This window comes from Streptosporangium sp. NPDC002524 (assembly GCF_040295985.1).
Taxonomy (GTDB): domain Bacteria; phylum Actinomycetota; class Actinomycetes; order Streptosporangiales; family Streptosporangiaceae; genus Streptosporangium.
In genome coordinates, this window is the sequence record NZ_JBEOWK010000002.1 from 26816 (window position 1) to 49628 (window position 22813).

Genomic DNA, 22813 nt, shown 5'->3' on the forward strand with positions numbered 1-22813 from the left:
ACGTGACGCCCCCGGCTCACGAGGTGGCCCGGCGCCGACGCCTCGGCTCAGCGGACGGCACGGTGGTGACGACCTCAGCTCAGCAGGTGGCGCAGCGCGGCGGTGACGACGGCCGCCGCCGCGAGGACGACCAGGAACGGGGCGCGCAGCAGCAGCGCCACGACGGCGGCCCCCATCCCCGCGGTGCGCGGCCAGTCGAGGTGCAGCGCCTGCCCGTCGCCGAAGGTCTGCACCGCGATCAGCGCCGCCAGCAGGGCCACCGGGACCAGCGTCGCGAAGCGCTGCACCCCGGGATGGTCGAGGACGCGGCGCGGGGCCGACAGCCCGGCGAGCTTCAGCGCGTAACAGGCGGCGCAGGTGGCGACGATGGCCCACCAGATGGTCACTCGGATCTCCTCGGAGTCACCGTAAGCATGGTCACTTGGGTCTCCTCGGGGGCGTCGCGAGCATGGGTCTCCTTTGAGGCGCCGCGGGCAGGGGTCTTCTTTGAGGCACCGCGAGCATGGGTCTCCTTTGAGGCACCGCGGGTATGGGCCTTCTTTGAGGCACCGCGGGCATGGGCCTTCTTTGAGGCGCCGCGAGCATCGGTCTCCTTCGGGGCGTCGCGGGCACGGTCACTTCGGCCTCCTCAGGATCACCGCGAGCACGGCCACGGACGCGAGCAGCACGGGCACGCCCGGCGGGGTGAACGGGGTCGCGGCCAGCGCGACCGCCGCGCCGCAGGCCGCGATCAGGCGCAGTGAGCGGGCCTCGGCGCCCCTCCCGGTGAGCCGGGGCCACAGGATGGCGAGGAACGTCGCGGGACCGACCGCGTCCAGGCCGAACACCGAGGGGTCGGTCACCCAGGAGGTGCCCAGCGCGCCGGCCAGGGTGGTGGCGTTCCAGGTCGCGTAAAGGGTGGCGAAGGTGACCAGGAACGCCGTCCTGGACGACTCCTCGTCCGGCTGGGCCAGGGCGACCGCCGTCGTCTCGTCGATCACCCCGTGGGCGGTCAGCGGCCTGCGCCAGCCCCGGATGTCGAGCACCCCGGCCATCCGGAGGCCGTACAGGCTGTTGCGGGCGCCCAGCAGCATCGCGCCGGCCGTGCCCGCGACGAGGTTGCCGCCGCCCGCGACGACGCCGACCAGGGCGAACTGCGAGGCGCCGGTGAAGGCGAACAGGCTCAGCACGCACGCCTGCGCGACGCTGAGCCCCGCGGTGACCGCCGCGGCGCCGAAGGCCACCCCCGACAGGCCGACGGCGATCCCCACGCCCAGTCCGTCCCTGATCGCGGAGGAACGAGTGGTTGTTTCCATGGCAGGTGAGCCTAGGTTCGGCCTCAGGCGCCGGTCTTGTACGTTCCTGCGCGCTGGTACGCGGCCGGCGGCACACCCACCGTCCGGGTGAAGTGCCTGCTCAGGTGGGCCTGGTCGGTGAACCCGACATCTCCGGCGACCTGCGCGGGAGGGGTGCCGGACTGGAGCAGCCGCCGGGCCCGGATGATCCGCAGCGTGTTCAGGTAGGCGTGCGGGGGCAGCCCGGTGGCCGCCTTGAAGGCCCTGATCAGGGTGAACGGCTTCGCGTCCACCGCCCGCGCCAGGTCCTCGATCGTGGGCGGGTCGACGAGCCGCTCGTGCAGGATCTCCCGGGCCCGCCGTACCGCCGGGTCGTCGGCCAGGTGGTGCGGCGCGCTCGCGGGGCGGCGGGAGGCGTGCCGGGTGAGCAGGGCGGCGAAGGCCGTGCGGGCCAGCGTCGAGGAGGCGAGGTCGTCGCCCCCCTCCGCGGCGTCGTGCGCGGCCCGCAGCAGCTCGACGGTGGGCCGGTGGTAGGTGACGGTCTCGGGGAAGCAGGGCGTGCCGTGCCCGGCCATCAGCTCGGCGGCGATCCCGGAGACGAACTCGACCGAGGGGTACAGCACCCGGTAGGACCACCCGCCGGGGACGCCCGCGTAGCCGTCGTGCGCCTCCTCGGGGTTGAGCGTGCTGAGGCTGCCCGGCCCCGCGCGGTGGAGGGCGCCCCGGTAGGCGAACTCCTCCACCCCCGACAGGACCATCGCGATCGCGTAGCCGTCGTGCGCGTGCGGCGGGAAGCGGTGGGTCACGTATCTGGCCTTGAGGAGGTCCACCCCCGGCAGGGCCGGGGTACGCCAGAAACGCGCCCTCTCCAGGCCGCTCATGTGCCGCTCACGGCCGGAAGGTCCTGGTGAACGTGTCGAAGAACGAGCGGTCCCACCCGGCCGCGGGGCTCTCCCAGTAGATGGCGTACGGCTTGTCGGCGGCGGTGCGGAAGCCCCGGTCCAGGACGCGGGTGCGGACCCCGTTCCTGAGGTAGGTGAACTCCCAGTCGGCGGCCGGCACCCCCCGGTACGCCAGGGAGGTGATGCCGATCCGCCGGTAGCCGGGCCAGACGTTGTCGGCCCTCCCGGCCTTCTCCACCTTCTGCCAGTGCATGACCGGGTTCTTCTCCGGGTCGTCGGTGGACTCGATCCACAGGAAACCGCTCGCGCCGGGGGCGCGGAACTCCACCCTGTCACGGCCGGCGAACCGCTTGACCTGCCAGTTTCTCGGCACCGCGACGGAGAAGCCCATCGGGTCGCGGTGCAGCCGCCAGCCCGCGGGGATGATCCGGGAAGGGCGCGGCGTCACCGTCGGGGTCGGTTCCGGGGTCGGCTCCGGGGTGGGGGTGGGGCCGGTGACCGGGGTCGTGACCTCGGCCCGGCCGTCACCGGTGTCCACTGCGGTGTCCATGTTCTGTACGAGCAGCCACCCGCCGACCCCGACGGCCACCACGAGCGCGGGCACCCCCGCCATGAGCGCCAGCCGCCCCGCCCGCGCCCGCCGCACGGGCTCGGCCCCCGTGTCCGTGGGCTGCTCCCGCCCCGGCCAGGAACCGGGAGGCGACGGCTCGGTGCCGTACGCCCGCTGCCCGGGGTGCGTGTGCGGGGACTGCTGTCCGTGGTACGCGTACTGCTCGGGCGTGTACGGCTCGGGCCCCATGTACGGCTCGGGTCGCGCGTACGACGGGGAGTGCGGGTACGGGGGCTGCTCGGGCCACGTGCGCGCGGCCGGGGGGCGGGACTGCTCGGGCTGTGAGTATGACTCGGGGTGCGGGTACGGGGGCTGCTCGGGCCGCGTGTGCGAGACCGGGGGCCGGGTGTGCCCGGACGCGTACTGCGGCTGTCCCGGGTGCGTGGGCGTGGCCGGGTGCGGAGGCCGTCCGGGACCGCCCGGGGAGTCCCCGTACCCCGGCTGCCACGCGCCTCGCCCCACGTCCTGGCGCGGTGGCGGGTCGGTGGGGAACCCGGGGGAGGCGTACGCCCGCTGCCCGGGGTGCGACGCCCGTTCGGAGGTGGACCCGGGGTGCGGTGCCCATTCGGAGGCGGGTTCGGGGTGCGATGCCCATTCGGAGGCGGGGCCGGAGTGCGGTGCGCGTTCGGAGGCGGACCCGGGATGTGGTGCCCGCCCGGCGACCGGGCCGGGGGAGGAAGGGGAGGAGGAGGCGCGGCCGAGCAGGGCCTCGGCCTGGTCGGGGACCATCCGGGCGGCGGGGTCCCTCGCCATCAGGCCGAGGATCGCCACCGACAGCGGCCCGGAATGGGTCATCGGGCTGGGCTCGCCGTGCAGGACCGCCATCATGGTGGCGGCGGCAGTGGCCCGCTCGAACGGGGGGCGGCCCTCCAGCGCCGCGTACAGCGTCGCGCCGAGCGACCACAGGTCCGACTCCGGGGTGGCGGGCAGCCCGTGCAGCCGCTCGGGAGGCAGGAACGCGGGGGTGCCGACCATCGCGCCCGTACGGGTGATGCCGGTCTCCTGCGTCATGGAGGCGATGCCGAAGTCGGTCAGCACCACCCGGCCGTCGTCGGCCAGCAGCACGTTCTCCGGCTTGACGTCGCGGTGCAGCACCCCCGCGGCGTGCGCGGCCCGCAGCGCGCCCAGCACGTGCAGCCCCACCGAGGCGACCCGCTCGGGCGGGAGCGGCCCGCCCGTGCGGACGATCTCACCCAGCGACCGGGACCGGACCAGCTGCATGACGATCCAGGGACGCCCGTCCTCCTCGACCACGTCGTGCACGATGACCACGGAGGGGTGGTCGAGGCGCCCCGCCGTCCTGGCCTCGCGGATGGTGCGCCGGTTCAGGTCGGTGCGCGCGTCCTCGTCGACTCCCCGGTAACGGACCTCCTTGACGGCCACCACCCGGTCGAGGAGCTCGTCGTGGGCACGCCAGACGATGCCCATGCCGCCCTCGCCGATGTGTTCGAGCAGCCGGTAGCGGCCCGCCACCTTCCTCTCCGCCATCCCCCGCCCTTCCAAGCTCACCGACCGCGGGCGTCAGGACTCCCGCTCACTTTTTCGAGGAGAAGGTCGCGGTGAACCCTTCGAAGAGATGCATGTTCTTCTTCGCGTCCTTTGCCAGGGTATGCCAGTAAATCGCATACCCCCGGCCGCCCTTGGTGACGAACCCCCGGTTGATCACGCGAGCCTTGCCCGAGCTGGTGTTCCAGGTGAACTCCCAGTCGGCGGCCTTCTCCATGTACTTGACGTTCGCGATCTTGATCCGCTGGTAGCCGGAGAAGTTGCCCCGGACGGCCCTCTCCTGGTCCTCCCAGTCCTTCTTCGGATCGGGGCGGGCCTTGTCGACGTACTCGACGAAGACGAAGCTCGTCCGGTCGGGGCCGCGGAACCAGACCTGCTGGCCGGGCCGCTTCTCCACGGCCCACCCCTTCGGCAGGCCGATCGAGAAGCCGTTGCTGTCCTTGTGCATCTTCCAGCCGGAGGGGAGGGGGGACTTCTTCTCCGTCTTGGAGGGGCTCGGGCTGGACGAGGGGGACGCCGAGGGCGACTCCGACGGGGACGCGGAGGAGGACGGCGGCGACGTCTCCGGGCCCGGCGAACCCTCCGGGGTCGTCTCCGCGGTGCCGCTCGGGGCGTTCGACGCGCTGGACGCGCTCGGCTCGCCCGGCCTGGCCTGCGGGGTCTCGTCGCCGTCGCCGCTCTGCATGCCGAGCCAGCCGGCGATCCCGCCGACGATCAGCAACGCGGGCACGAGCACGAGCAGTCCCCGCCTCACCCGGGAACCGCCCGACCCTCGCGAGGCGAGCGTGTCGTGGTTCCCGGAGTAGGCGCCGCCGCCTCCCGCGTAGGGGGGCGAGGGCTCCTCGCGCGGAGCGGGCTCGGCCCTGGAGGCGGAGACGGGCTCCGCGACGGGCTCCGGTCTCGGCGCGGGCTCCCGCCCCACGGGCGGGAAGGGGTTGGGACGCGCGGCGGGCTTCTGGCGCGCGGCCTCGGCTTCCGGCTCCCCGGCCGGCGGGGCGCTCTCACGGCTCGCCTGCGGCGCGGGCCGCTTCCCGGCCGCGACGCCGGGAGCCGCCGCGCCGGAGACCGCCGCGCCTGAAGCCGCTGCGCCGGAGGCCGCTGCGCCGGAGGCCGCGGAGGCCGCCGTGCCCGGCTTCGGCTCGCGGGACGACGCGACGTCGGCGGCGGGTTCGGGCTTCGGGTCGGCGGCGGGCCTCGGCTTGGGGGCGAACCTGGCGAGGACCGGGGGAGCGGTCGCGGGCTTGGGCTTGGGTTCGGGCTCCGGGGTGGGCTCGGGCTCCGGGGTGACGGCGGGCCTCGGCTTGGGGGCGAACCTGGCCAGGATCGGGGGCGCGGCCTCGGCGGCGGCCACCGGGGGAACAGGTGTGCCCTCGACGGCGGGACGGCTCGCCTTCGGGTCCGTCTCCGCCTCGGAACCCTGCTCAGCGCTCTGTCCGGCGCTCTGTCCGGCGCTCTGCCCGGAAACCTGCCCGGAGGCCTGTGCACCCGCTCCGGCGGCCGGAACCGGGGCTCCGGCCCCGGGAGCCTGGCCGCCCTTCGCGGCGGGCGCGTCCTTCCCCGCCGCCTTCTCCGCGTCCTTCTCTGCTGCCTTCTCCGCGGACCCTGCCGCCACGGACCCTGCCGCCACGGACCCGGCTGCCACGGCACCGGCCGCCGCGGGGGCGGACTCCCGCCGTACGTCAGCGGCGGGCGCCTTCGGGGCGGCCTTCCGCGGCTCCTCGCGGCGCGTGGGAGAGGCGCCCTTCTTCGGGCCCGAGGGTACGGCGTCCAGCTTCGCGCCCGTCTCGGGGACGGAGCCGGGCTTGAAGTCGATCCCGGGGTCGGTCTCGTCCGCCGGGCTCACGGCCGGCATGACGGCGGTCCTGGCGGGCCGGTCCCGGTCGCCCTCGGCCACCCGGCGCAGCAGCCGCTCGGCCTCCTTGTAGGGCATGCGCAGCGCCGGGTCCTTGCGGAGCAGCCCTTCGAGGACCGGGGCGAGCGGCCCGGCGTTGGCCGGGGGTTCGGGCTCGTCGTTCAGGATGGCGTGCATGGTCGGCAGCGCCCCGCCCCGGTCGTGCGGGGGCCTGCCCTCGACGGCGGCGTACAGGGTCGCGCCGAGCGACCACAGGTCGGACTCGCGCTGCGCGCTGCCGCCCTTGATGCGCTCCGGCGGGATGAACGCGGGGGTGCCCGCGATGCCGGTCATGGTCAGCGCGGTCTCGGCCTCCAGGGTCGCGATGCCGAAGTCGGTCAGCACCACCCGGCCGTCGTCGGCCAGCAGCACGTTCTCCGGCTTGACGTCGCGGTGCAGCACTCCCTGGGCGTGGGCGGCGCGCAGCGCCTCCAGCAGCTTGAGGCCGATCTCCGCGACCCGCTGCGGCGGCAGCGGCCCGTCCTGGCGCATCACCTTGCCGAGGGAGCGCGACTCCACCAGCTGCATGACGATCCAGGGACGCCCGTCCTCCTCGACGACGTCGTGGACGACCACCACGTTCGGGTGCGTCAGGCGCCCGGCGGCACGCGCCTCGCGCTTGGTGCGCCGGTTGAAGTCCTCCTGGTTGTCCTCGCCGAGCATGTCGGCGTAACGGACCTCCTTGATCGCGACCTCGCGGTCGAGGAGCTCGTCATGGGCCCGCCACACGATGCCCATGCCACCCCGGCCGATGGCTTCGAGCAGGTGGTAGCGGGAGGCGATACGGCGCCCCTCGGGCTGTGCTTCGGCCATCAACCGGCTTACCTCCTTCTGAACCCCCGAATACTCTCATAGCCCGGTAAAGTGATCGACTCACCCGCCTCTGGAAACGTCCATATCTTGAGATCCGATGTCCAGTACGTGGCAGATGTCGGGAAGGTGACCTAAGATTGGCCGCATGACCTGTCACTTTGTGTCCAATGAGTCGGCTCCGGAGAGCCGATCGTGACAGTGTTGAACTAGCGACCGGCCGGAGCAGGCACGAGGCGGAGACGCGAAGTCTCTGCCTCTTTCTCTGTCCGAAGTCCCTTTCCGAACGGCCGCCGGCTCGCGGGACGCGCGTCGGCCGAACATGGGGAGCCTCATGTCGTCCACCGCACGGTACGCCACCCACCTGGAACGCGCGGCGGTACGGCTGGGCACGCTCACGGTGGGGGCGGGACCGGCCGTGGTGATCGGCGGGCCCGGCGCGGACGCCCACTGGATCAGCCTGCGGGACCGCCCCGGCCCCGGCCCCGGCCCTGGCTCCGGCCTCGGACCTGGCCCCGGACGCGGTCACGGTCACGGTCGCGAGAAAGCCTCCGCGTCCGTGGCGGAGTCCCTGATGGAGTCCCTGGCGGCGGCCCGCGCCCAGGGGGCGGGACCGGTCCTGGTGGAGCCGTCCTCCGCGGAGGACCTGCCGCCGATCGCCGAGGGGGCCGACGGCGCGGTGGTCGGCGCGGCCTGGATGCGCGACTCCGCGCTGGTACGCGCCACCGCGGGGCTCGGCCTGCCGGTGCTCGTCCAGCGCGATCCCCGCGCGACGCTGGAGGAGTGGCTGGAGGTCGCCGGTCACTGCGCGGCGGAGGGCAACGACGGGATCGTGCTCTGCGAGGGCGGCGGCCGAGCCTACCCGGGGGGCGCCGCCCTCGACCTGGCCCTGCTGCGCGCCGCGTGCGAGAGGTCGGGGCGTCCCGTGCTGGCCGGGCTCGGCGCCGACCCCGCGCTGGCCGCCGCGGCGATCGCCGCCGGTGCCGACGGCCTGCTCCTCGACCCCTCCGCCACCGAGCGGGACGCGCTGGCCGCGCGCGAGGCCGTGAGGATCTTCGGCGCGCTCACCCGCAGGGAGACCCCCGACTCGGTGCGCGCCGCCCGCGAGGCCATCGACCGCGTCGACGCCGCCCTCGCCGTCCTCCTGGAGCGCCGCGCCGAGCTGGCCGGGACCATCCAGCGCCTCAAGCCCGTCGGGGGCTTCGCCGGTCGCGACGCCGACCGCGAGCGGCGCCTGGTCGCCGAGATGGCCCGCCGCGCCCCCGTCCTGGGCGAGGCCCGGCTCGCCCCCATCATGAACGCCGTCATCGAGGCGGGCCTCCACCTCGCCGAGGAACGCCGCTCGGCGCCCCAGGACTGAACGCCCCGGGACCGAGCGGCTCGGGCGAACGACCCGGGAGTAAACGACCCGGGACCGAGCGGCTCGGGACCCGGCCCCTCGGGGTCACCGGGAACATCTGGAACACCCGGAACACCCGGTCACAGGGCCCCCGGCCGGAGGTCGAGCCGGTGCCGGGCGGTGGCGGCGAGGCGGGTCAGCCGGGCGGTCTCCTCGGTCAGGACCGCGCGGCCCTCGCCCCTGAGGTCGTAGTAGCGCCGGTGGCGGCCGTCGACGACCTCCTCCTTGACCACGCCGATCAGGCCCTCCCCCGACAGGCGGTCCAGGGCGCCGTAGAGGGTGCCCGCGCCGAGCCGTACGCGGTCCTCCGACAGCTCGCGCACGGTCTTGATCACGCCGTACCCGTGCAGCGGGCCCTCGGACAGGGCCAGCAGGATCAGGTAGCTCTGCTCACGTAGCGCCATGAGCGACATATATCGTTACTCGTACTATGGGTCAAGGGTAGACCTCGCGCGGGGAGGTCCGGGGCGTCGCGGGGGAGAGGTGAACCGGAGCCACATGAGGCACTTTCGAAACTCAGATTTGGATACGCTTTCCCCGCCGACGGTGCGACTAGGGGAGGACGGGGCCGCATGTCAGACTCGTTTGTGCATCTGCACGTTCACACGGAATACTCCATGCTGGATGGGGCCGCCCGTTTGAAGCAGATGTTCAAACAGGTCGGTGACCTGGGCATGCCCGCCATCGCGATCACCGACCACGGCAACATGCACGGCGCCTACGACTTCTACAAGCAGGCCACCGGGGCCGGGATCAAGCCGATCATCGGCATCGAGGCCTACGTCGCCCCGGCCTCCCGGCACCAGAAGAAGCCGGTGCTGTGGGGCGAGCCGCACCAGAAGCGCGACGACGTCTCCGCGGGCGGCTACTACACCCACATGACCATCTGGGCGAAGAACGCCACGGGCCTGGGCAACCTGATGAAGCTCTCCTCGCGCGCCTACACCGAGGGCTTCGTCCGCAAGTGGGCCCGGATGGACGCCGAGATCCTCGCCGAGCACGCCGAGGGCCTGATGGCCACCACCGGCTGCCCGTCGGGCGAGGTGCAGACCCGCCTTCGCCTGGGACAGTACGACGAGGCGGTCGCGGCGGCGGCCAGGTTCCAGGAGCTGTTCGGCAAGGAAAACTACTACCTGGAGATCATGGACCACGGGCTCGACATCGAGCGCCGGGTCCGCGACGGCCTGACCCGCATCTCCAAGGAGCTGGACATCCCGCCGCTGGTCACCAACGACTCCCACTACACCTACGAGTCGGACGCGACCTCGCACGACGCGCTCCTGTGCATCCAGACCGGCAAGCAGCTGTCCGACCCCGACCGCTTCCGCTTCGACGGCAGCGGCTACTACATCAAGAACGCCGACGAGATGCGCGCCGTCGACTCCTCGGACCTGTGGGCCGAGGGCTGCCGCAACACCCTGCTGGTCGCCGAGAAGGTCGACCCGAGCGGCATGTTCGGCTTCAAGAACCTGATGCCCACCTTCCCCCTGCCCGAGGGGGAGACCGAGGAGAGCTGGTTCCGCAAGGAGATCTGGTCGGGCATGGACCGGCGCTTCCCCGAGGGGATCGACGAGGAGCACCGCGCGCAGATCGAGTTCGAGATGGGCGTCATCCTGCAGATGGGGTTCCCCTCCTACTTCCTCGTGGTCGCCGACTTCATCATGTGGGCCAAGAACAACGGCATCCGGGTCGGCCCCGGGCGAGGCTCGGCCGCGGGCTCGCTGGCCGCGTACGCGCTGGGCATCACCGACCTCGACCCGCTGCCGCACGGGCTGATCTTCGAGCGGTTCCTCAACCCCGACCGCGTCTCCATGCCCGACGTCGACATCGACTTCGACGAGCGCAGGCGCGGCGACGTGATCCGCTACGTGACGGAGAAGTACGGCGCCGACAAGGTCGCGATGATCGCCACCTTCGGCACCATCAAGGCGAAGGCGGCCATCAAGGACGCGGCTCGCGTCCTCGGGCACCCGTACGCGCTGGGCGACAAGGTCTCCAAGGCGTTCCCGCCCGCGGTGATGGGCAAGGACATCCCGCTGTCGGGCATCTTCGACAAGGACCACCCGCGCTACAACGAGGCCGGTGAGCTGCGCAGGCTGTACGAGGAGGACGTCGACGTCAAGTCGGCGATGGACCTGGGCAGGGGCCTGGAGGGCCTGATCCGGCAGACCGGCGTACACGCGGCCGGGGTCATCATGTCGGCGGAGGTGCTGACCGACTACATCCCGATCATGCGCCGCGACTCCGACGGTGTGATCATCACGCAGTTCGACTACCCGACCTGCGAGACGCTCGGCCTGCTGAAGATGGACTTCCTGGGCCTGCGCAACCTCACGATCATCGACGACTGCCTGAAGATGATCGAGGCCAACACCGGCGAGCGGATCGACCTGCTCAAGCTGCCGCTCGACGACCGCAAGACGTACGAGCTGCTCGGCCGGGGCGACACCCTGGGCGTGTTCCAGCTGGACGGCGGCGGCATGCGGTCGCTGCTGCGGCTGATGAAGCCCGACAACTTCGAGGACATCTCCGCCGTCGGCGCGCTGTACCGGCCGGGCCCGATGGGCGCCAACTCCCACACCAACTACGCGCTGCGCAAGAACGGCCAGCAGGAGATCGTCCCGATCCACCCGGAGTTCGAGGAGTCGCTGCAGGAGATCCTCGGCACGACGTACGGCCTGATCGTCTACCAGGAGCAGGTCATGGCCATCGCGCAGAAGGTCGCCGGGTTCTCGCTCGGCAAGGCCGACCTGCTGCGCCGCGCGATGGGCAAGAAGAAGAAGTCGGAGCTGGACAAGCAGTTCGAGTCCTTCGAGCAGGGCATGAAGGACAACGGCTACTCGGCCGCGGCGATCAAGACGCTCTGGGACATCCTGCTGCCCTTCTCCGACTACGCCTTCAACAAGGCGCACAGCGCCGCGTACGGCCTGGTCTCCTACTGGACCGCCTACCTCAAGGCCAACTACCCGGCCGAGTACATGGCGGGCCTGCTCACCTCGGTCAAGGACGACAAGGACAAGTCGGCCCTCTATCTGAACGAGTGCCGCCGGATGGGCATCAAGGTGCTGCCGCCGGACGTCAACGACTCCGACTTCGACTTCACCCCGCGCGGCACCGACGTCCGGTTCGGCCTGTCGGCGATCCGCAACGTCGGCGGCAACGTGGTCGACGGGATCATCGCCGCTCGCAAGGAGAAGACCCGCTTCGCCGACTTCAAGGACTTCCTGCGCAAGGTTCCCATGGTGGTCTGCAACAAGCGGGTCATCGAGTCGCTGGTCAAGGCCGGTGCCTTCGACTCCTTCGGGCACGTGCGCAAGGGCCTGGTGATGATCCACGAGCAGGCCGTCGACAGCATCATCGGGATCAAGAAGAACGAGGCCCAGGGACAGGACTCCCTGTTCGGCGCCGTCGAGGGCGCCGAGGACGAGACCTTCGACGTGCAGATCCCGGTGGGCGAGTGGGACAAGAACACCCTGCTGCAGTTCGAGCGGGAGATGCTCGGCCTGTACGTCTCCGACCACCCGCTCTTCGGCGTGGAGCACATCCTCGCCTCCGGCGCCGACTGCACCGTCGCCGCGCTGCAGGACGAGCACCGTCCCGACGGCCAGGTCGTCACCGTCGGCGGCATCCTGAGCGGCCTGCAGCGCAAGGTCACCAAGAAGGGCGACACCTGGGTCCTGACCCAGCTGGAGGACCTGGAGGGCGCGATCGAGGTGATGATCTTCCCGTCCGCGTACCAGCTCTGCGCGACGGTGCTCGCCGAGGACGCGATCGTGTTCGTCAAGGGGCGCCTGGACAAGCGCGAGGACGTCGGGAAGATCATCGCGATGGAGGTGACCGCCCCCGACCTGACCCGCGAGGCCGGTGGCCCGCTCGCCGTCAGCCTCGTCCTGGCCCGCTGCACCCCACCGGTGGTCGGCCGCCTCAAGGAGGTGCTGACCGCCCACCCCGGTACCACCGAGGTGCACCTGCAGGTCCACAACGGTCCGAAGACCACCATCGTGCGCCTCGACGACCGCCTGCGGGTCTCGCCGTCCCCGGCCCTGATGGGCGACCTGAAACAACTTCTCGGCCCCGCCTGCCTCGGAGCCTGAAAACGGGATCTGTTTCGTCTGACGCGATGAGCGGCGGGATTTCGATGACGGCATGAAGATGGGTCGACGAGGGGCGATGAGGCGATTCACCGGCTCGAAAGGCGTGGGCGCCCGCCCCGTCGACCGGGCCTGTCCCGTCGACCGGGCCGCTCGCCTGCCCTGCCGAACGGGTGGCCCCGTTCCTCCACCGTGGAGCCGGACGAGGATGAGCTCGGCGATGACCGTAACCAGCGAAGGTGTCCCAGCATGATCTCGTACGTAACGGGTGACGCCACCGTTCCCGTCGGCGGTGATCCGAAGATCATCGCGCATGTCTGCAACGACGCCGGTGGCTGGGGACGCGGCTTCGTCGTCGCGCTCTCCCGGCGCTGGCCCGCACCGGAGGCCGCCTACCGGGCCTGGTACCGCCAGGGCGACGGGTTCGCGCTGGGCGCCGTGCAACTGGTCCAGGTCGATGAGGGCCTGTGGGTGGCCAACATGGTCGCCCAGCGCGGTGTCCGCGCGACCAAGGCGGGCCCGCCCATCCGCTACGAGGCCGTGAGCCGTTGCCTGGAGACCCTCGCCGACCATGCCGTCGAGCTCGGCGCCGGTGTTCACCTGCCGCGCATCGGATGCGGTCTGGCAGGCGGCACCTGGGACCGAATCGAGCCGATCATCGACGAGTGCCTGGTGAAACGCGACGTCCAGGTCACCGTCTACGATCTGGACGATCATCCGATGTGACATTTTGCATCGGGGCGCGTTCCCGGCCTTCGTCCTGGCGGATGAGGAAAAGGTCGTCCGCGCTGGGGAGGGAGGGGCGGGCCGGAATTGCGATGATCGTTATGTCGTACATTCCGGATCTGAGGAGCTGACAGCCGATGACTCTCGCGCGACTTCCCCACCGTGGACGGGCGATCGCCGGCCTCGGGCTGAGCGCGATACTCGTGACCTGGGCCGTCGCGCCCCCCGCGTCCGCCGAACCCGTACCGGGGCCCTCGGCGTCGGCCGGGCAGGAGGCAGGGCTCGACCGGGAGGCGCTGCGGCGGAGCCTCGCCGCGATGCACGAGGCCGGCATGTACGGCACCTATTCCGCCGTCCGGGACGGCGGGGCGAAGTGGCTCGGGGCGGCGGGGGTCGCCGACGTGCGGACCCGGCGGCCCGTCCACTCCCGGATGGTCCACCGGGTGGGCAGCATCACCAAGACCTTCACGGCCGTGGCGATCCTCCAGCAGGTCGAGCGGGGCCGCGTCGAGCTGGACGCGCCCGTCGCCCGCTACCTCCCCGGCCTGCTGCCGGACGACCTGGGCCAGAGGACCACGGTCAGGATGCTGCTCAACCACACCAGCGGCATCGGCGACTACATCGCGGGCGCCTTCCCCTCCCTTCTCGAGGCGTCCCCGCGGAGCCTCGACGAGCACAGGTTCCGCAGGATCAGCCCGCGGGAGCTGGTGAGGCTCGCGCTGGAGGCGCCGCGCACGGGCGAGCCGGGGCAGGGGTGGTCGTACTCCAACGCCAACTACGTGATCGCGGGCCTGCTCCTGGAGAAGGTGACCGGCACCGGCGCGGAGGCGTACATCACCCGCCACGTGATCCAGCGGGCCGGGCTGCGCGACACGTCCTTCCCGCGCACGCCGGTCATCCCCGGGCCGCACTCCAAGGCGTACGAGGCGCTGTACGGATACGCCGACCCGCCGCGCGACTACAGCGTCTACGACATGTCGTGGGCGGGCACGGCGGGCGCCGTCGTCGCGACCATGGAGGACCTCAACCGGTTCTACCGGGAACTGCTGGGCGGCCGGCTCCTCGCCCCGGCGCAGCTCGACCAGATGCGGACGACGGTGCCGGTCACCGACGCCGAGGGCAACGTCATCATGAACTACGGCCTCGGCATCTACGCCCAGGACCTGCCCTGCGGCCGGTTCTGGGGCCACGACGGGGGAGTGTTCGGCATGGGCTCGATCTCCCTGTCCGGCGAGGACGGGCGGCGCCAGCTCTCCCTGGGGTTCAACCTGATGAAGTACCAGAGCATCGACGAGAACGGCAACATCCAGCCGCACGCGATCGACTACGCGATGGTGAGCTACTTCATGCAGGCGCTGTGCGGCCCGTCCGCGGCGACGGCGAAGAGCTCCCGGCCTCCGGTGCTCCTGCCGACCCAGCAGGTGCTGGTCAAGCGCTGAACCGTCGTCTGGCCGGTGATCCGCCGATCGGCCGCTGATTCGGTCGACCGGTCGGTTCACCGGTCAGGGGCCGGTCCGCCGGGTCGCTGGTTCACCGGCGTCCGGGGACGGTGACGGGGACAGGGGCGGGGACGGAGCGGCCGGAGGACGGTGACGGGGACGGGGCGGCCGGGGTCAGCGGGGGCGGTCGCGCCAGTGGGGGGCGCGGTACCGGCGGTGGGCGCCGTTCCCCCGGTAGCGGCGCTCCTCCCGGTAGCGCCGCTCCTCCCGGTACCCGCGTCCGTCCCGGTACCCGCGTCCGTCCCGGTACCCGCGTCCGTCCCGGTACCCGCGTCCGTCCCGGTACCTGTACTCCTCGCGGAAGCGGCGTCCGCGGTCTCCCCGGGCGCCGCGGCGCCCGTCGGCGTCAGTGCCCTCGGCGCCCTCCTCCTCGCGTTCCCTGGCCAGGGCCTCCTCCAGGCCGGGGGTGAACCCGCCGCCGAAACGGCCCATGTCGGGGCGGTGGAAGCGGGTCTCGCGCGTACCGTCGAGGGCGGCCGACATCGACGAGACCCAGATCGGTCCCGGCAGGGAGGCCCCCTGGACCGCGCCGAAGTACTCGTCGCCGATCTCGACGTCGGTCAGCGGGTAGCGGTAGGAGCCCCGGATGTCGCCCACGCTGACCGCCGCGGCCAGGTCGGGGGTGTAACCGGCGAACCAGGCCGAGGTGTAGCCGTTGTTGGTGCCCGTCTTGCCCGCGGCCGGGCGGCCGATGTCCTGGCCGGTCATGGTCCCCTTGGTGAACACCCCGGCCAGCAGGTGGTTGACCGCGTCGGCCACGTCGCGCTCGATCGCCCGCGCGCAGCTGGGCGGGATCTTGAAGCGCCTGCCGTCCCGCTCGACGATCTCGGCGATGGCCATCGGGCGGCAGTAGCGGCCCCGCGCCCCGAACGCGGCGAACGAGGCCGCCACGGTCACCGGGTCCATCTCGTTCACCCCGAGGGTGAAGGTCGGCACCTCCCGCAGCGGGGTGCCGTCGGCGCGGGCGACGCCCAGCGCCCTGGCCGTCGTGACGACCGGGCACAGGCCCACCCGCTGCTCCAGCATCATGTAGAAGATGTTCACCGACTTCCAGGTGCCGGTGGACAGGCTCTGCGGGCCGCCCCTGCCCTCGCCGCTCGCGTTGTGGATCTCCGCGCCGGGGTCGTTGACCTTGCGGCCCGCGCAGTCGGTGAAACCGCTGGCGGGGACGAAACTGCCGGGCGTCATGAAACCCTGGTCGAACCGCCAGCCCTGGGCCAGCGCGGTCGCCAGGGTGAACACCTTGAACGTCGACCCCGCCTGGAAGCCCTGGCCGCCGCCGTGCGCCATGTCGGCGGCCAGGTTGTAGGTGGTGTCGGGGCCGTTCGTGGTGTTCGCAGTATTGCCGCCGTTGCCGCCGTTGCTGCCGTACCGCTTGCTCGCCGCCATGGCCCGGATCCGCCCGGTGCCCGGCTGGATCATGGCCTCGGCCGCGACCTCGGTGTCCCTCCTGCCGACCCGCGCGGCGATGGCCCGTTGCGCGGCCCGCTGCGCCTTCGGCGACAGGGTGGTGCGCAGCACGATGCCGCCCCTGGCCAGGCGGCGCTCCCGCTCCGCGCGGGTGGGGCCGAAGGCCGGGTTGGTCAGCAGCTCCCGGTGCACGTAGAGGCAGAAGTACGGGTAGACGCTCCCCTGGCAGCCGCCGGGTTCCGGCTTGAGGCGGATGGCCAGCGGGCGCCTCTTGGCGGCCTCGGCCCGCGCCGGGGTGACGTACGACAGCTGGGCCATCCGGTCCAGGACGATGTCCCTGCGCTCGCGCAGCCGCTCCCTGCGCCTGGTGTCCAGCGACGGGTCGGTGGCGTACGGCGTGCGGACCGCGCCGGCCAGCGTCGCCGCCTGGGGGAGGGTGAGCCGGGCGGCCGGGACCGAGAAGAACCGCTGGGCGGCGGCCTCCACCCCGAAGGCGCCCGCGCCGAAGTAGGCGATGTTGAGATAGCGCTCCAGGATCTCGGCCTTGCTGTACTTGCGCTCCATCGCCAGCGCGTACCGCAGCTCGGTGATCTTGCGCTGGATGCTGGGCGCGCGGGCCTGGGCGCGTTCGGTGTCGCTCTCGGAGCCCTCGACCAGGATGTTCTTCACGAGCTGCTGGGTGAGCGAGGACCCGCCCTGCCGCACCCCGCCCGCCTTGGTGTTGGTGACCAGGGCGCGCAGGGTGCCCTTGATGTCCAGGCCCGCGTGCTCGTAGAAACGCGAGTCCTCGATCGCCACGATCGCGTCACGCATGACAGGGGCGACCTGGGCGAGCGTCACGACCGTCCGGTTCTCCGTGTAGAACTGGGCGAACCGCTTGCCGTTCTTGTCCAGCAGCACGGTGCGCTGGGGGAGCGGGTTCTCCCGGGGGCTCGGGGGCAGGTCGGTGAGGGTCCTCGTGACGTTGTTGACGGTGAGCCCGGCCGTGCCGACCAGCGGCAGCGCGGCCAGGGCGGCGAGCAGCCCGCCGAACACCCCGCAGGCCAGCAGCCCGCGCAGGCACGCGCCGGGACCACGTCTCACCTCTGGGTGCGATGTCACGCATAGTAACGTGCGACCGGGTGATCACCTACAAACACCCGATTGCCAATCCTTACCCGTCCTGCACCTTTTCTCGACTGATCTTCAGCCCGAGCGAGGCGAACTGCTCGAACGGCCGGTGGTAGCCCCGCTCGATGTGGTGCACCCCGCGCAGCGTGGAGGTGCCCTCGGCGGCGGCGGCTGCCAGCACGGCCGAGAACCCGGCCCGGATGTCGGGGAGCGTCACGTCGGCGCCGCTCAGCCTGGACACGCCGCGCACGACCGCCGAGTGCTTGGCGTTGGTGTCGTGGTACCGGCAGGCGGGGCCGCCGAGGCAGACGTCGAAGACCTCGATCTCGCAGCCCATCTTCTGCAGCGCGGGCACGTAGACCAGGCGGTTCTCGAACACCGTCTCGTGCAGCACCGACATGCCCTGGGCCTGCGTGAACAGCACCATCAGGGGCGTCTGCCAGTCGGTCATGAACCCCGGGTGGGTGTCGGTCTGCACCGCCGCGGCCCGCAGCCCGTGCGGCGCGGACGCCGACAGGTAGTCGTCGGTGATGTCGACCTCGGCGCCCATCCTGGCCAGGGTGGTGATCGCGGTCACCAGCCGGTCCTGGGGGCAGCCGTGCACCCGCACCTGCCCGCCGGTGATCAGACCGGCCGCCAGGTAGGAGAACGCCTCGATGCGGTCGCCGTTGAGCCAGGTGGAGGCGCCGTGCAGGCGCTCCACGCCCTCGATCACGATGCGCCGGTCGGGGCTCAGCTCGATGCGGGCGCCCATGCGCTGCAGGAAGAGGGCGAGCTCCACCACCTCGGGCTCCATCGCCGCGCCCTTCAGCACGGTCTTGCCCTCGGCCAGCACCGCCGACATCAGGATCGTCTCGGTGGCCCCGACGCTGGGGTAGGGCAGCTCGATCCGGGTGCCGCGCAGCCGCTTGGCCTTGGCGTACACCCCCGTGTCGCTCACCTCGACCTCGGCGCCCATCGCGCGCAGCGCCTCGACGTGGAAGTCGACGGGACGGCGGCCGATCGGGTCGCCGCCCACCAGCGGCACGAACGCCTCGCCCGCCAGGTGCAGCAGCGGGCCGAGCATCAGGATCGGGATCCTGTTGAGGCCGGTGAAGGCCGCGGGGACGTGCGGGTTGATCTGCTTCCCCGGGGCGACGGAGATCTCCCCCGAGCTGATCTCCACGTCGATGCCGAGCGCCCTCAGCATCTGCGCGGTGATCCCCACCTCGCCCACGTCGGGGGCGTTCTGGATCGTGCTCTCACCGGTGCCCAGCATCGCGGCGACCATGTGCTTGGAGACGCCGTTCTTGGAGCCACGGACCTCGACGTCACCGCGGAGCGGCCCGGAGGGTTCGATCAGCCATACCTCTTCATTCACACCGCCAGAGTAACGGGATTCGGTCGAAGCCTCGGATGGCGCCGGGCCGAGGGATATGTAACATCGGGCACATCTGCACAGAGGGTGAGGGAACCATGGTGCGCGGCGTGCGTGACTTTGTGATCACCGTACTGGCGCTCGCGTCGGCCGGGGTCGTCGCCGGGATCCTGTGGTCGCTGGCCGCGCCGCGCCCCCCGTACGTCGCGACGAGCGAGGGGCCGCTGCTGGCCGATCCCTCCACGCAGGCGCTGATCGCCGCCGACGGCTGGTTCGCCCTGATCACCGGCGCGCTGGGGCTCGCCTGCGGGGCCGTCGGCTACAGCGTGTCGCGCGGGGGCCGCCCGCTGCCGGTGGTGGTGGGCCTGGCCGCGGGCGGCCTGGCCGGCGCGTACCTGGCGCTGGTGGTCGGGGAGACGGTCAACCTCGGGGCCGTGAGCGTCACCGCCTCGGGGACGTCCAGGCCGTTGATCGCGGGGCCGCTGGTGCTGACCGCCAGGGGGGTGCTGTTCGCGTGGCCGACGCTGGCCGCCGGTCTCTTCTTCGCCCTGGAGGGCATCGCGGGCTACCGCGACTCCCCGCTGCGCCGCCCGTTCGGCGGGAACGACCCCTACGGGCCGCTGTCGTCGTACGACATCAGCGGCCGGCCCGGCGACCGGTAGCCGCCGCGCCGGGGTCCGGGGTCCGGGGTCCGAGGGGTCGGGGAGCGAGGTCCGAGGGGGCCGGGGTCAGAGGGGCGGGCGGCGCGAGCCGTGGCCGGTGGCGCGCTCGAACGCGTGGGCGAGCCGCAGCACCGCCATGTCGGCGAAGGGGCGCCCGATGATCTGCACGCCCACCGGCAGCCCGCCGGGGGTGAACCCGCACGGCACCGACGCCGCCGGGACGTGCAGCACGCTGATCCAGTACGCCGAGCGCATCCACGCCAGGTAGTCGGGCAGCGCCTGCCCGTTGATCTCCGAGACGTACGGGTCGTCCACCGGGAACGGCGGCACCTGGCTGACCGGCGCGATCAGGAAGTCGTAGGTGTCGAAGAAGGAGTTCATCCGCTGGTAGAGGCGGCTGCGCAGCCGTTCGGCGCGGGCCAGGTCGGCGCCGGTCACCTCGCGGCCCCGCTCGACGTTCCAGCGCACGTTCGGGCCCAGGCTCTCCCGCGGCAGGTCGCCGAAGGAGAGCGCGTAGTACCACGCCCGGTAGATCCGGAAGGCGTCCTCGGCGGCGGACAGGTCCAGGTCCACCCGCTCCACCCGCGCGCCCAGCTCCGCGAGCGCGGCGGGGGCGTCCGCGGTGACCTTGGCCGTCTCCATGTCGACCGGCAGCCCGCCCAGGTCGGGGCTCCAGGCCACGCGCATCCCGGTCAGGTCGAGGTCCAGCGGCCCGGCGAAGGCGGAGCCGCTCTCGGTGATCGACAGGGGGGAGGCGGCGTCGAACCCCGCCACCGCGCTCATCAGCAGCGCCAGGTCCTCCGCGGTCCTGGCCATGGGGCCCGGCACGCCGAGGGTGAACCAGGCCGCGACGGGCGACGGCGAGGGGATCCGTCCCGGGGTGGGCCGCAGCCCCGCCACGTTGCAGAAGGAGGCCGGATTGCGCAGCGAGCCGCCCATGTCGGAGCCGTCGGCCAGCGCCACCATGCCGGTCGCCAGCGCCGCCGCGGCCCCGCCGCTGCTGCCCCCGGCCGACCTCGACAGGTCGTAGGGGTTGCGGGTGGCGCCGAAGATCTCGTTCACGGTGTGCGAGCCGGTGCCGAACTCCGGGGTGTTGGTCTTGCCGATCGTGATCGCCCCGGCCTCGCGCATCCGCCGCACGATCGGCGCGTCGGTGTCGGGGACGTGGTCGGCGAAGATCGGCGAGCCGTACGTGGTGCGGATCCCGGCGGTGTCGGCCAGGTCCTTGTGCGCGACCGGCAGGCCGTGCAGCGGCCCCCGCCACCGGCCGCGGGCCAGGTCCCGGTCGGCCTCCTCGGCCTCCCGCCTGGCGCGCTCGGCCACCAGCGTGACGATCGCGTTGACCTCGGGGTTGACCTCCTCGATCCGCCGCAGGTGCGCGTCGAGCAACTCGACCGCGCCGACCTGCCTGGTGCGTAGCAGTTCGATCATCTCGGTAGCGGTCAAGTAGTGCATCTTCCCCCCGATGTCCCTGGTCAGGTGTGTCCTGTCGTACCGAGTCTGGCCGAACGCCGCCGCGCGCCGCGTCGGCAACCTTCGACAGGACCGGGAGGGGGGAGCGGGTCCGTCTTGTGAGACTTCGCGGATCTCACGGGACCCCGCGGATCTCACGGGACCTCGCGAGGCGGGTCCTGCCAGGACCCGCGAGGTGGTCAGCCGGTTTTGCCGATGGGGGCGGTGACGGCCTGGGTGAGCCGTACCAGCTCCGAGGGGGCGGTCTCGATCTGCAGCCCGCGCCGCCCGGCGGAGAAGTAGATCGTCGCGAAGCCGAGCGCGGAGGCGTCGACCACGGTCGGCAGGCGTTTACGCTGCCCGAGGGGGCTGATGCCGCCGACCACGTAGCCGGTGACCCGCTCGACCTTGGCCGCGTCGGCCATCGCCGCCCGCTTGCTCCCCAGCGCCGCCGCGAACGCCTTGAGGTCGAGCTTCCCGGCCACCGGCACCACCGCGACGGCGAGCCCGCTCTCCACCTCGGCCACCAGGGTTTTGAAGATCTGCCCGTACGGCACCCCGAGGGCGTCGGCCGCCTCCTCGCCGTAGGCCTGCGCGTTCGCGTCGTGCTCGTAGGGGTGCAGGGTGAAATCGACCTTGGCCTGGGCCAGGGCCACCGTCGCGGGGGTTCCCTGGCCGCCCTTGTTCTTGCTCTTGCTCACGGGGGAAGCGTAGCGGCTGATTAAAATCTACATAGTAAAGGCGTCGTCCGGATATTGGACGAGACGATATCGGGTGGCGGACCTCCGTAGACTGAACGGGTGATTTCGCGTACCGACCTGCGAGGGCCACTGCCTGAGGACCTTCGCGACGTGCTGCCCCGAGCCGACCTCGACGTCGAAGCCGCCCTGGAGAAGGTGCGGCCCATCTGCGAGGACGTGCATCATCGCGGGGTCGCCGCCGTGCGCGAGCTGACCGCGAGGTTCGACGGGGTCGAGCTGGAGTCCACCCGGGTGCCCGCCGAGGCGATCACCGCGGCGCTGGAGGGGCTCGACCCGAAGGTCAGGGCGGCGCTGGAGGAGTCGATCCGCCGCGCCCGCCTCGTCCACCGCGACCAGCGGCGCGCCGACGTCACCACCCAGGTCGTGCCCGGCGGCACCGTCACCGAGCGCTGGGTGCCCGTCGACCGCGTGGGGCTGTACGTCCCCGGCGGCCGGGCGGTCTACCCCTCCAGCGTGGTCATGAACGTCGTTCCCGCCCAGGAGGCGGGGGTGCCCTCCCTGGCGGTCTCCTCGCCCGCGCAGCGCGAGTTCGGCGGGCTGCCGCACCCGGCCATCCTGGCGGCGTGCGCGCTGCTCGGCGTGGACGAGGTCTACGCGGTCGGCGGTGCCCAGGCGGTGGCGATGTTCGCGTACGGCACCGAGGAGTGCCCGCCGGTCACCATGGTCACCGGCCCCGGCAACATCTGGGTCGCCGCCGCCAAGCGCCTGCTCAAGGGGCGCATCGGCATCGACTCCGAGGCCGGTCCCACCGAGATCGCGATCCTCGCCGACGCCACGGCCGACCCGGTGCACGTCGCCGCCGACCTGATCAGCCAGGCCGAGCACGACACGATCGCCGCCGCCGTGCTCGTCACCGACTCCGTGGAGCTGGCCGAGGCCGTCGAGCGGGAGCTGCCCCGCCAGGTCGCCGCGACCAAGCACGCCGAGCGGATCACCGAGGCCCTGTCCGGGCGCCAGTCTGGCGTCCTGCTCGTCGACGACATGGAGGCCGGGCTGCGCGTCGTCGACGCGTACGCCGCCGAGCACCTGGAGATCCACACCGCCGGGGCGCACGCGCTGGCCGCCCGGGTGCGCAACGCCGGGGCGATCTTCGTCGGCTCCTACGCGCCGGTCTCGCTCGGCGACTACATGGCCGGTTCCAACCACGTGCTGCCCACCGGCGGCTGTGCCTGCCACTCCTCGGGGCTGTCGGTGCAGACGTTCCTGCGCGGCATCCACGTCGTCGACTACAGCCGCGAGGCCCTCGCCGGTGCCGCCGCCCACGTGTGCGTGCTGGCCGACACCGAGGACCTCCCGGCGCACGGCGCGGCGATCCGCGCCCGTTTCGACTGGGAGGTGCCCTCGTGAGGGCCC

16 protein-coding genes are annotated in these 22813 nt (G+C 72.3%); 6 read left to right on the top strand and 10 right to left on the bottom strand.

The features are described from left to right. Positions 1-74: 74 nt before the first annotated feature. From ABT053_RS02935 to ABT053_RS02955, 5 genes are all read right to left on the bottom strand, one after another. Positions 75-386, bottom strand: a complete 312-nt coding sequence (locus ABT053_RS02935; RefSeq protein ID WP_350967136.1) for an AzlD domain-containing protein — start codon at positions 384-386, stop codon at positions 75-77. A gap of 228 nt (positions 387-614) precedes the next feature. Beyond that, on the bottom strand, positions 615-1295 hold the full coding sequence (locus ABT053_RS02940) for an AzlC family ABC transporter permease (protein ID WP_350967137.1): 681 nt from the start codon (positions 1293-1295) through the stop codon (positions 615-617). 23 nt (positions 1296-1318) lie between these two features. Then, the gene (locus tag ABT053_RS02945; RefSeq protein WP_350967138.1) at positions 1319-2155 is read right to left on the bottom strand and encodes an AraC family transcriptional regulator; all 837 of its coding nucleotides are present in this window, start codon (positions 2153-2155) and stop codon (positions 1319-1321) included. Positions 2156-2162: 7 nt separating this feature from the next. Then, positions 2163-4274 (bottom strand): serine/threonine-protein kinase, encoded by a 2112-nt coding sequence (locus ABT053_RS02950; protein WP_350967139.1) that lies wholly within the window; start codon positions 4272-4274, stop codon positions 2163-2165. Between the two features lie 46 nt (positions 4275-4320). Then, positions 4321-6996 (bottom strand): protein kinase domain-containing protein, encoded by a 2676-nt coding sequence (locus ABT053_RS02955; RefSeq protein WP_350967140.1) that lies wholly within the window; start codon positions 6994-6996, stop codon positions 4321-4323. Between the two features lie 331 nt (positions 6997-7327). On the opposite strand from ABT053_RS02955, the gene ABT053_RS02960 reads away from it, so the two are divergent. Continuing rightward, positions 7328-8353, top strand: coding sequence for a chorismate mutase (locus ABT053_RS02960; RefSeq protein WP_350967141.1), 1026 nt, complete (start codon positions 7328-7330; stop codon positions 8351-8353). A gap of 119 nt (positions 8354-8472) precedes the next feature. On the opposite strand, the gene ABT053_RS02965 is transcribed toward ABT053_RS02960, so the two are convergent. Beyond that, complete coding sequence (locus ABT053_RS02965) at positions 8473-8796, bottom strand: PadR family transcriptional regulator (protein WP_350967142.1); 324 nt, start codon at positions 8794-8796, stop codon at positions 8473-8475. A 168-nt stretch (positions 8797-8964) separates the two neighbouring features. Between ABT053_RS02965 and dnaE the strand changes: the two genes are divergently transcribed. The 3 genes from dnaE to ABT053_RS02980 all read left to right on the top strand — a co-directional run bounded on the left by dnaE (position 8965) and on the right by ABT053_RS02980 (position 14648). Continuing rightward, the gene (gene dnaE / locus ABT053_RS02970; protein ID WP_350967143.1) at positions 8965-12486 is read left to right on the top strand and encodes a DNA polymerase III subunit alpha; all 3522 of its coding nucleotides are present in this window, start codon (positions 8965-8967) and stop codon (positions 12484-12486) included. A gap of 246 nt (positions 12487-12732) precedes the next feature. Next, complete coding sequence (locus tag ABT053_RS02975) at positions 12733-13209, top strand: macro domain-containing protein (RefSeq protein WP_350967144.1); 477 nt, start codon at positions 12733-12735, stop codon at positions 13207-13209. 137 nt (positions 13210-13346) lie between these two features. Next, positions 13347-14648: a serine hydrolase domain-containing protein gene (locus tag ABT053_RS02980; RefSeq protein WP_350967145.1), complete on the top strand. Its 1302-nt coding sequence runs from the start codon at positions 13347-13349 to the stop codon at positions 14646-14648. Positions 14649-14822: 174 nt separating this feature from the next. On the opposite strand, the gene ABT053_RS02985 is transcribed toward ABT053_RS02980, so the two are convergent. Both ABT053_RS02985 and murA read right to left on the bottom strand, forming a co-directional pair. Beyond that, positions 14823-17219, bottom strand: a complete 2397-nt coding sequence (locus tag ABT053_RS02985; protein ID WP_350967146.1) for a transglycosylase domain-containing protein — start codon at positions 17217-17219, stop codon at positions 14823-14825. Between the two features lie 52 nt (positions 17220-17271). Next, a complete protein-coding gene (gene murA, locus ABT053_RS02990; RefSeq protein ID WP_344744426.1) occupies positions 17272-18588 on the bottom strand; it encodes a UDP-N-acetylglucosamine 1-carboxyvinyltransferase in 1317 nt (438 codons plus the stop codon). Between the two features lie 107 nt (positions 18589-18695). Here murA and ABT053_RS02995 point away from each other — a divergent pair, with 107 nt between their 5' ends. Next, a complete protein-coding gene (locus ABT053_RS02995) occupies positions 18696-19247 on the top strand; it encodes a hypothetical protein (RefSeq protein WP_350967147.1) in 552 nt (183 codons plus the stop codon). Between the two features lie 66 nt (positions 19248-19313). Here ABT053_RS02995 and ABT053_RS03000 read toward each other — a convergent pair whose 3' ends face one another. Both ABT053_RS03000 and ybaK read right to left on the bottom strand, forming a co-directional pair. Further along, entirely contained in the window at positions 19314-20702 is a 1389-nt protein-coding gene (locus ABT053_RS03000) for an amidase (RefSeq protein ID WP_350967148.1), read from the bottom strand. Between the two features lie 197 nt (positions 20703-20899). Beyond that, positions 20900-21400, bottom strand: coding sequence for a Cys-tRNA(Pro) deacylase (gene ybaK, locus ABT053_RS03005; RefSeq protein ID WP_350967149.1), 501 nt, complete (start codon positions 21398-21400; stop codon positions 20900-20902). A gap of 99 nt (positions 21401-21499) precedes the next feature. On the opposite strand from ybaK, the gene hisD reads away from it, so the two are divergent. Beyond that, positions 21500-22807, top strand: a complete 1308-nt coding sequence (gene hisD / locus ABT053_RS03010) for a histidinol dehydrogenase (protein WP_350967150.1) — start codon at positions 21500-21502, stop codon at positions 22805-22807. Positions 22808-22813: the final 6 nt, after the last annotated feature.

Excerpts from the sequence above, each read along its gene's own strand:
- ABT053_RS03000 (WP_350967148.1), bottom strand. The coding sequence starts at position 20,702 with ATGCACTACTTGACCGCTACCGAGATGATCGAACTGCTACGCACCAGG.
- ABT053_RS02955 (WP_350967140.1), bottom strand. The coding sequence starts at position 6,996 with ATGGCCGAAGCACAGCCCGAGGGGCGCCGTATCGCCTCCCGCTACCAC.
- ABT053_RS02945 (WP_350967138.1), bottom strand. The coding sequence starts at position 2,155 with ATGAGCGGCCTGGAGAGGGCGCGTTTCTGGCGTACCCCGGCCCTGCCG.
- ABT053_RS02940 (WP_350967137.1), bottom strand. The coding sequence starts at position 1,295 with ATGGAAACAACCACTCGTTCCTCCGCGATCAGGGACGGACTGGGCGTG.
- ABT053_RS02975 (WP_350967144.1), top strand. The coding sequence starts at position 12,733 with ATGATCTCGTACGTAACGGGTGACGCCACCGTTCCCGTCGGCGGTGAT.
- ABT053_RS02965 (WP_350967142.1), bottom strand. The coding sequence starts at position 8,796 with ATGGCGCTACGTGAGCAGAGCTACCTGATCCTGCTGGCCCTGTCCGAG.
- ABT053_RS02950 (WP_350967139.1), bottom strand. The coding sequence starts at position 4,274 with ATGGCGGAGAGGAAGGTGGCGGGCCGCTACCGGCTGCTCGAACACATC.
- ABT053_RS02980 (WP_350967145.1), top strand. The coding sequence starts at position 13,347 with ATGACTCTCGCGCGACTTCCCCACCGTGGACGGGCGATCGCCGGCCTC.
- ABT053_RS02960 (WP_350967141.1), top strand. The coding sequence starts at position 7,328 with ATGTCGTCCACCGCACGGTACGCCACCCACCTGGAACGCGCGGCGGTA.
- dnaE (WP_350967143.1), top strand. The coding sequence starts at position 8,965 with ATGTCAGACTCGTTTGTGCATCTGCACGTTCACACGGAATACTCCATG.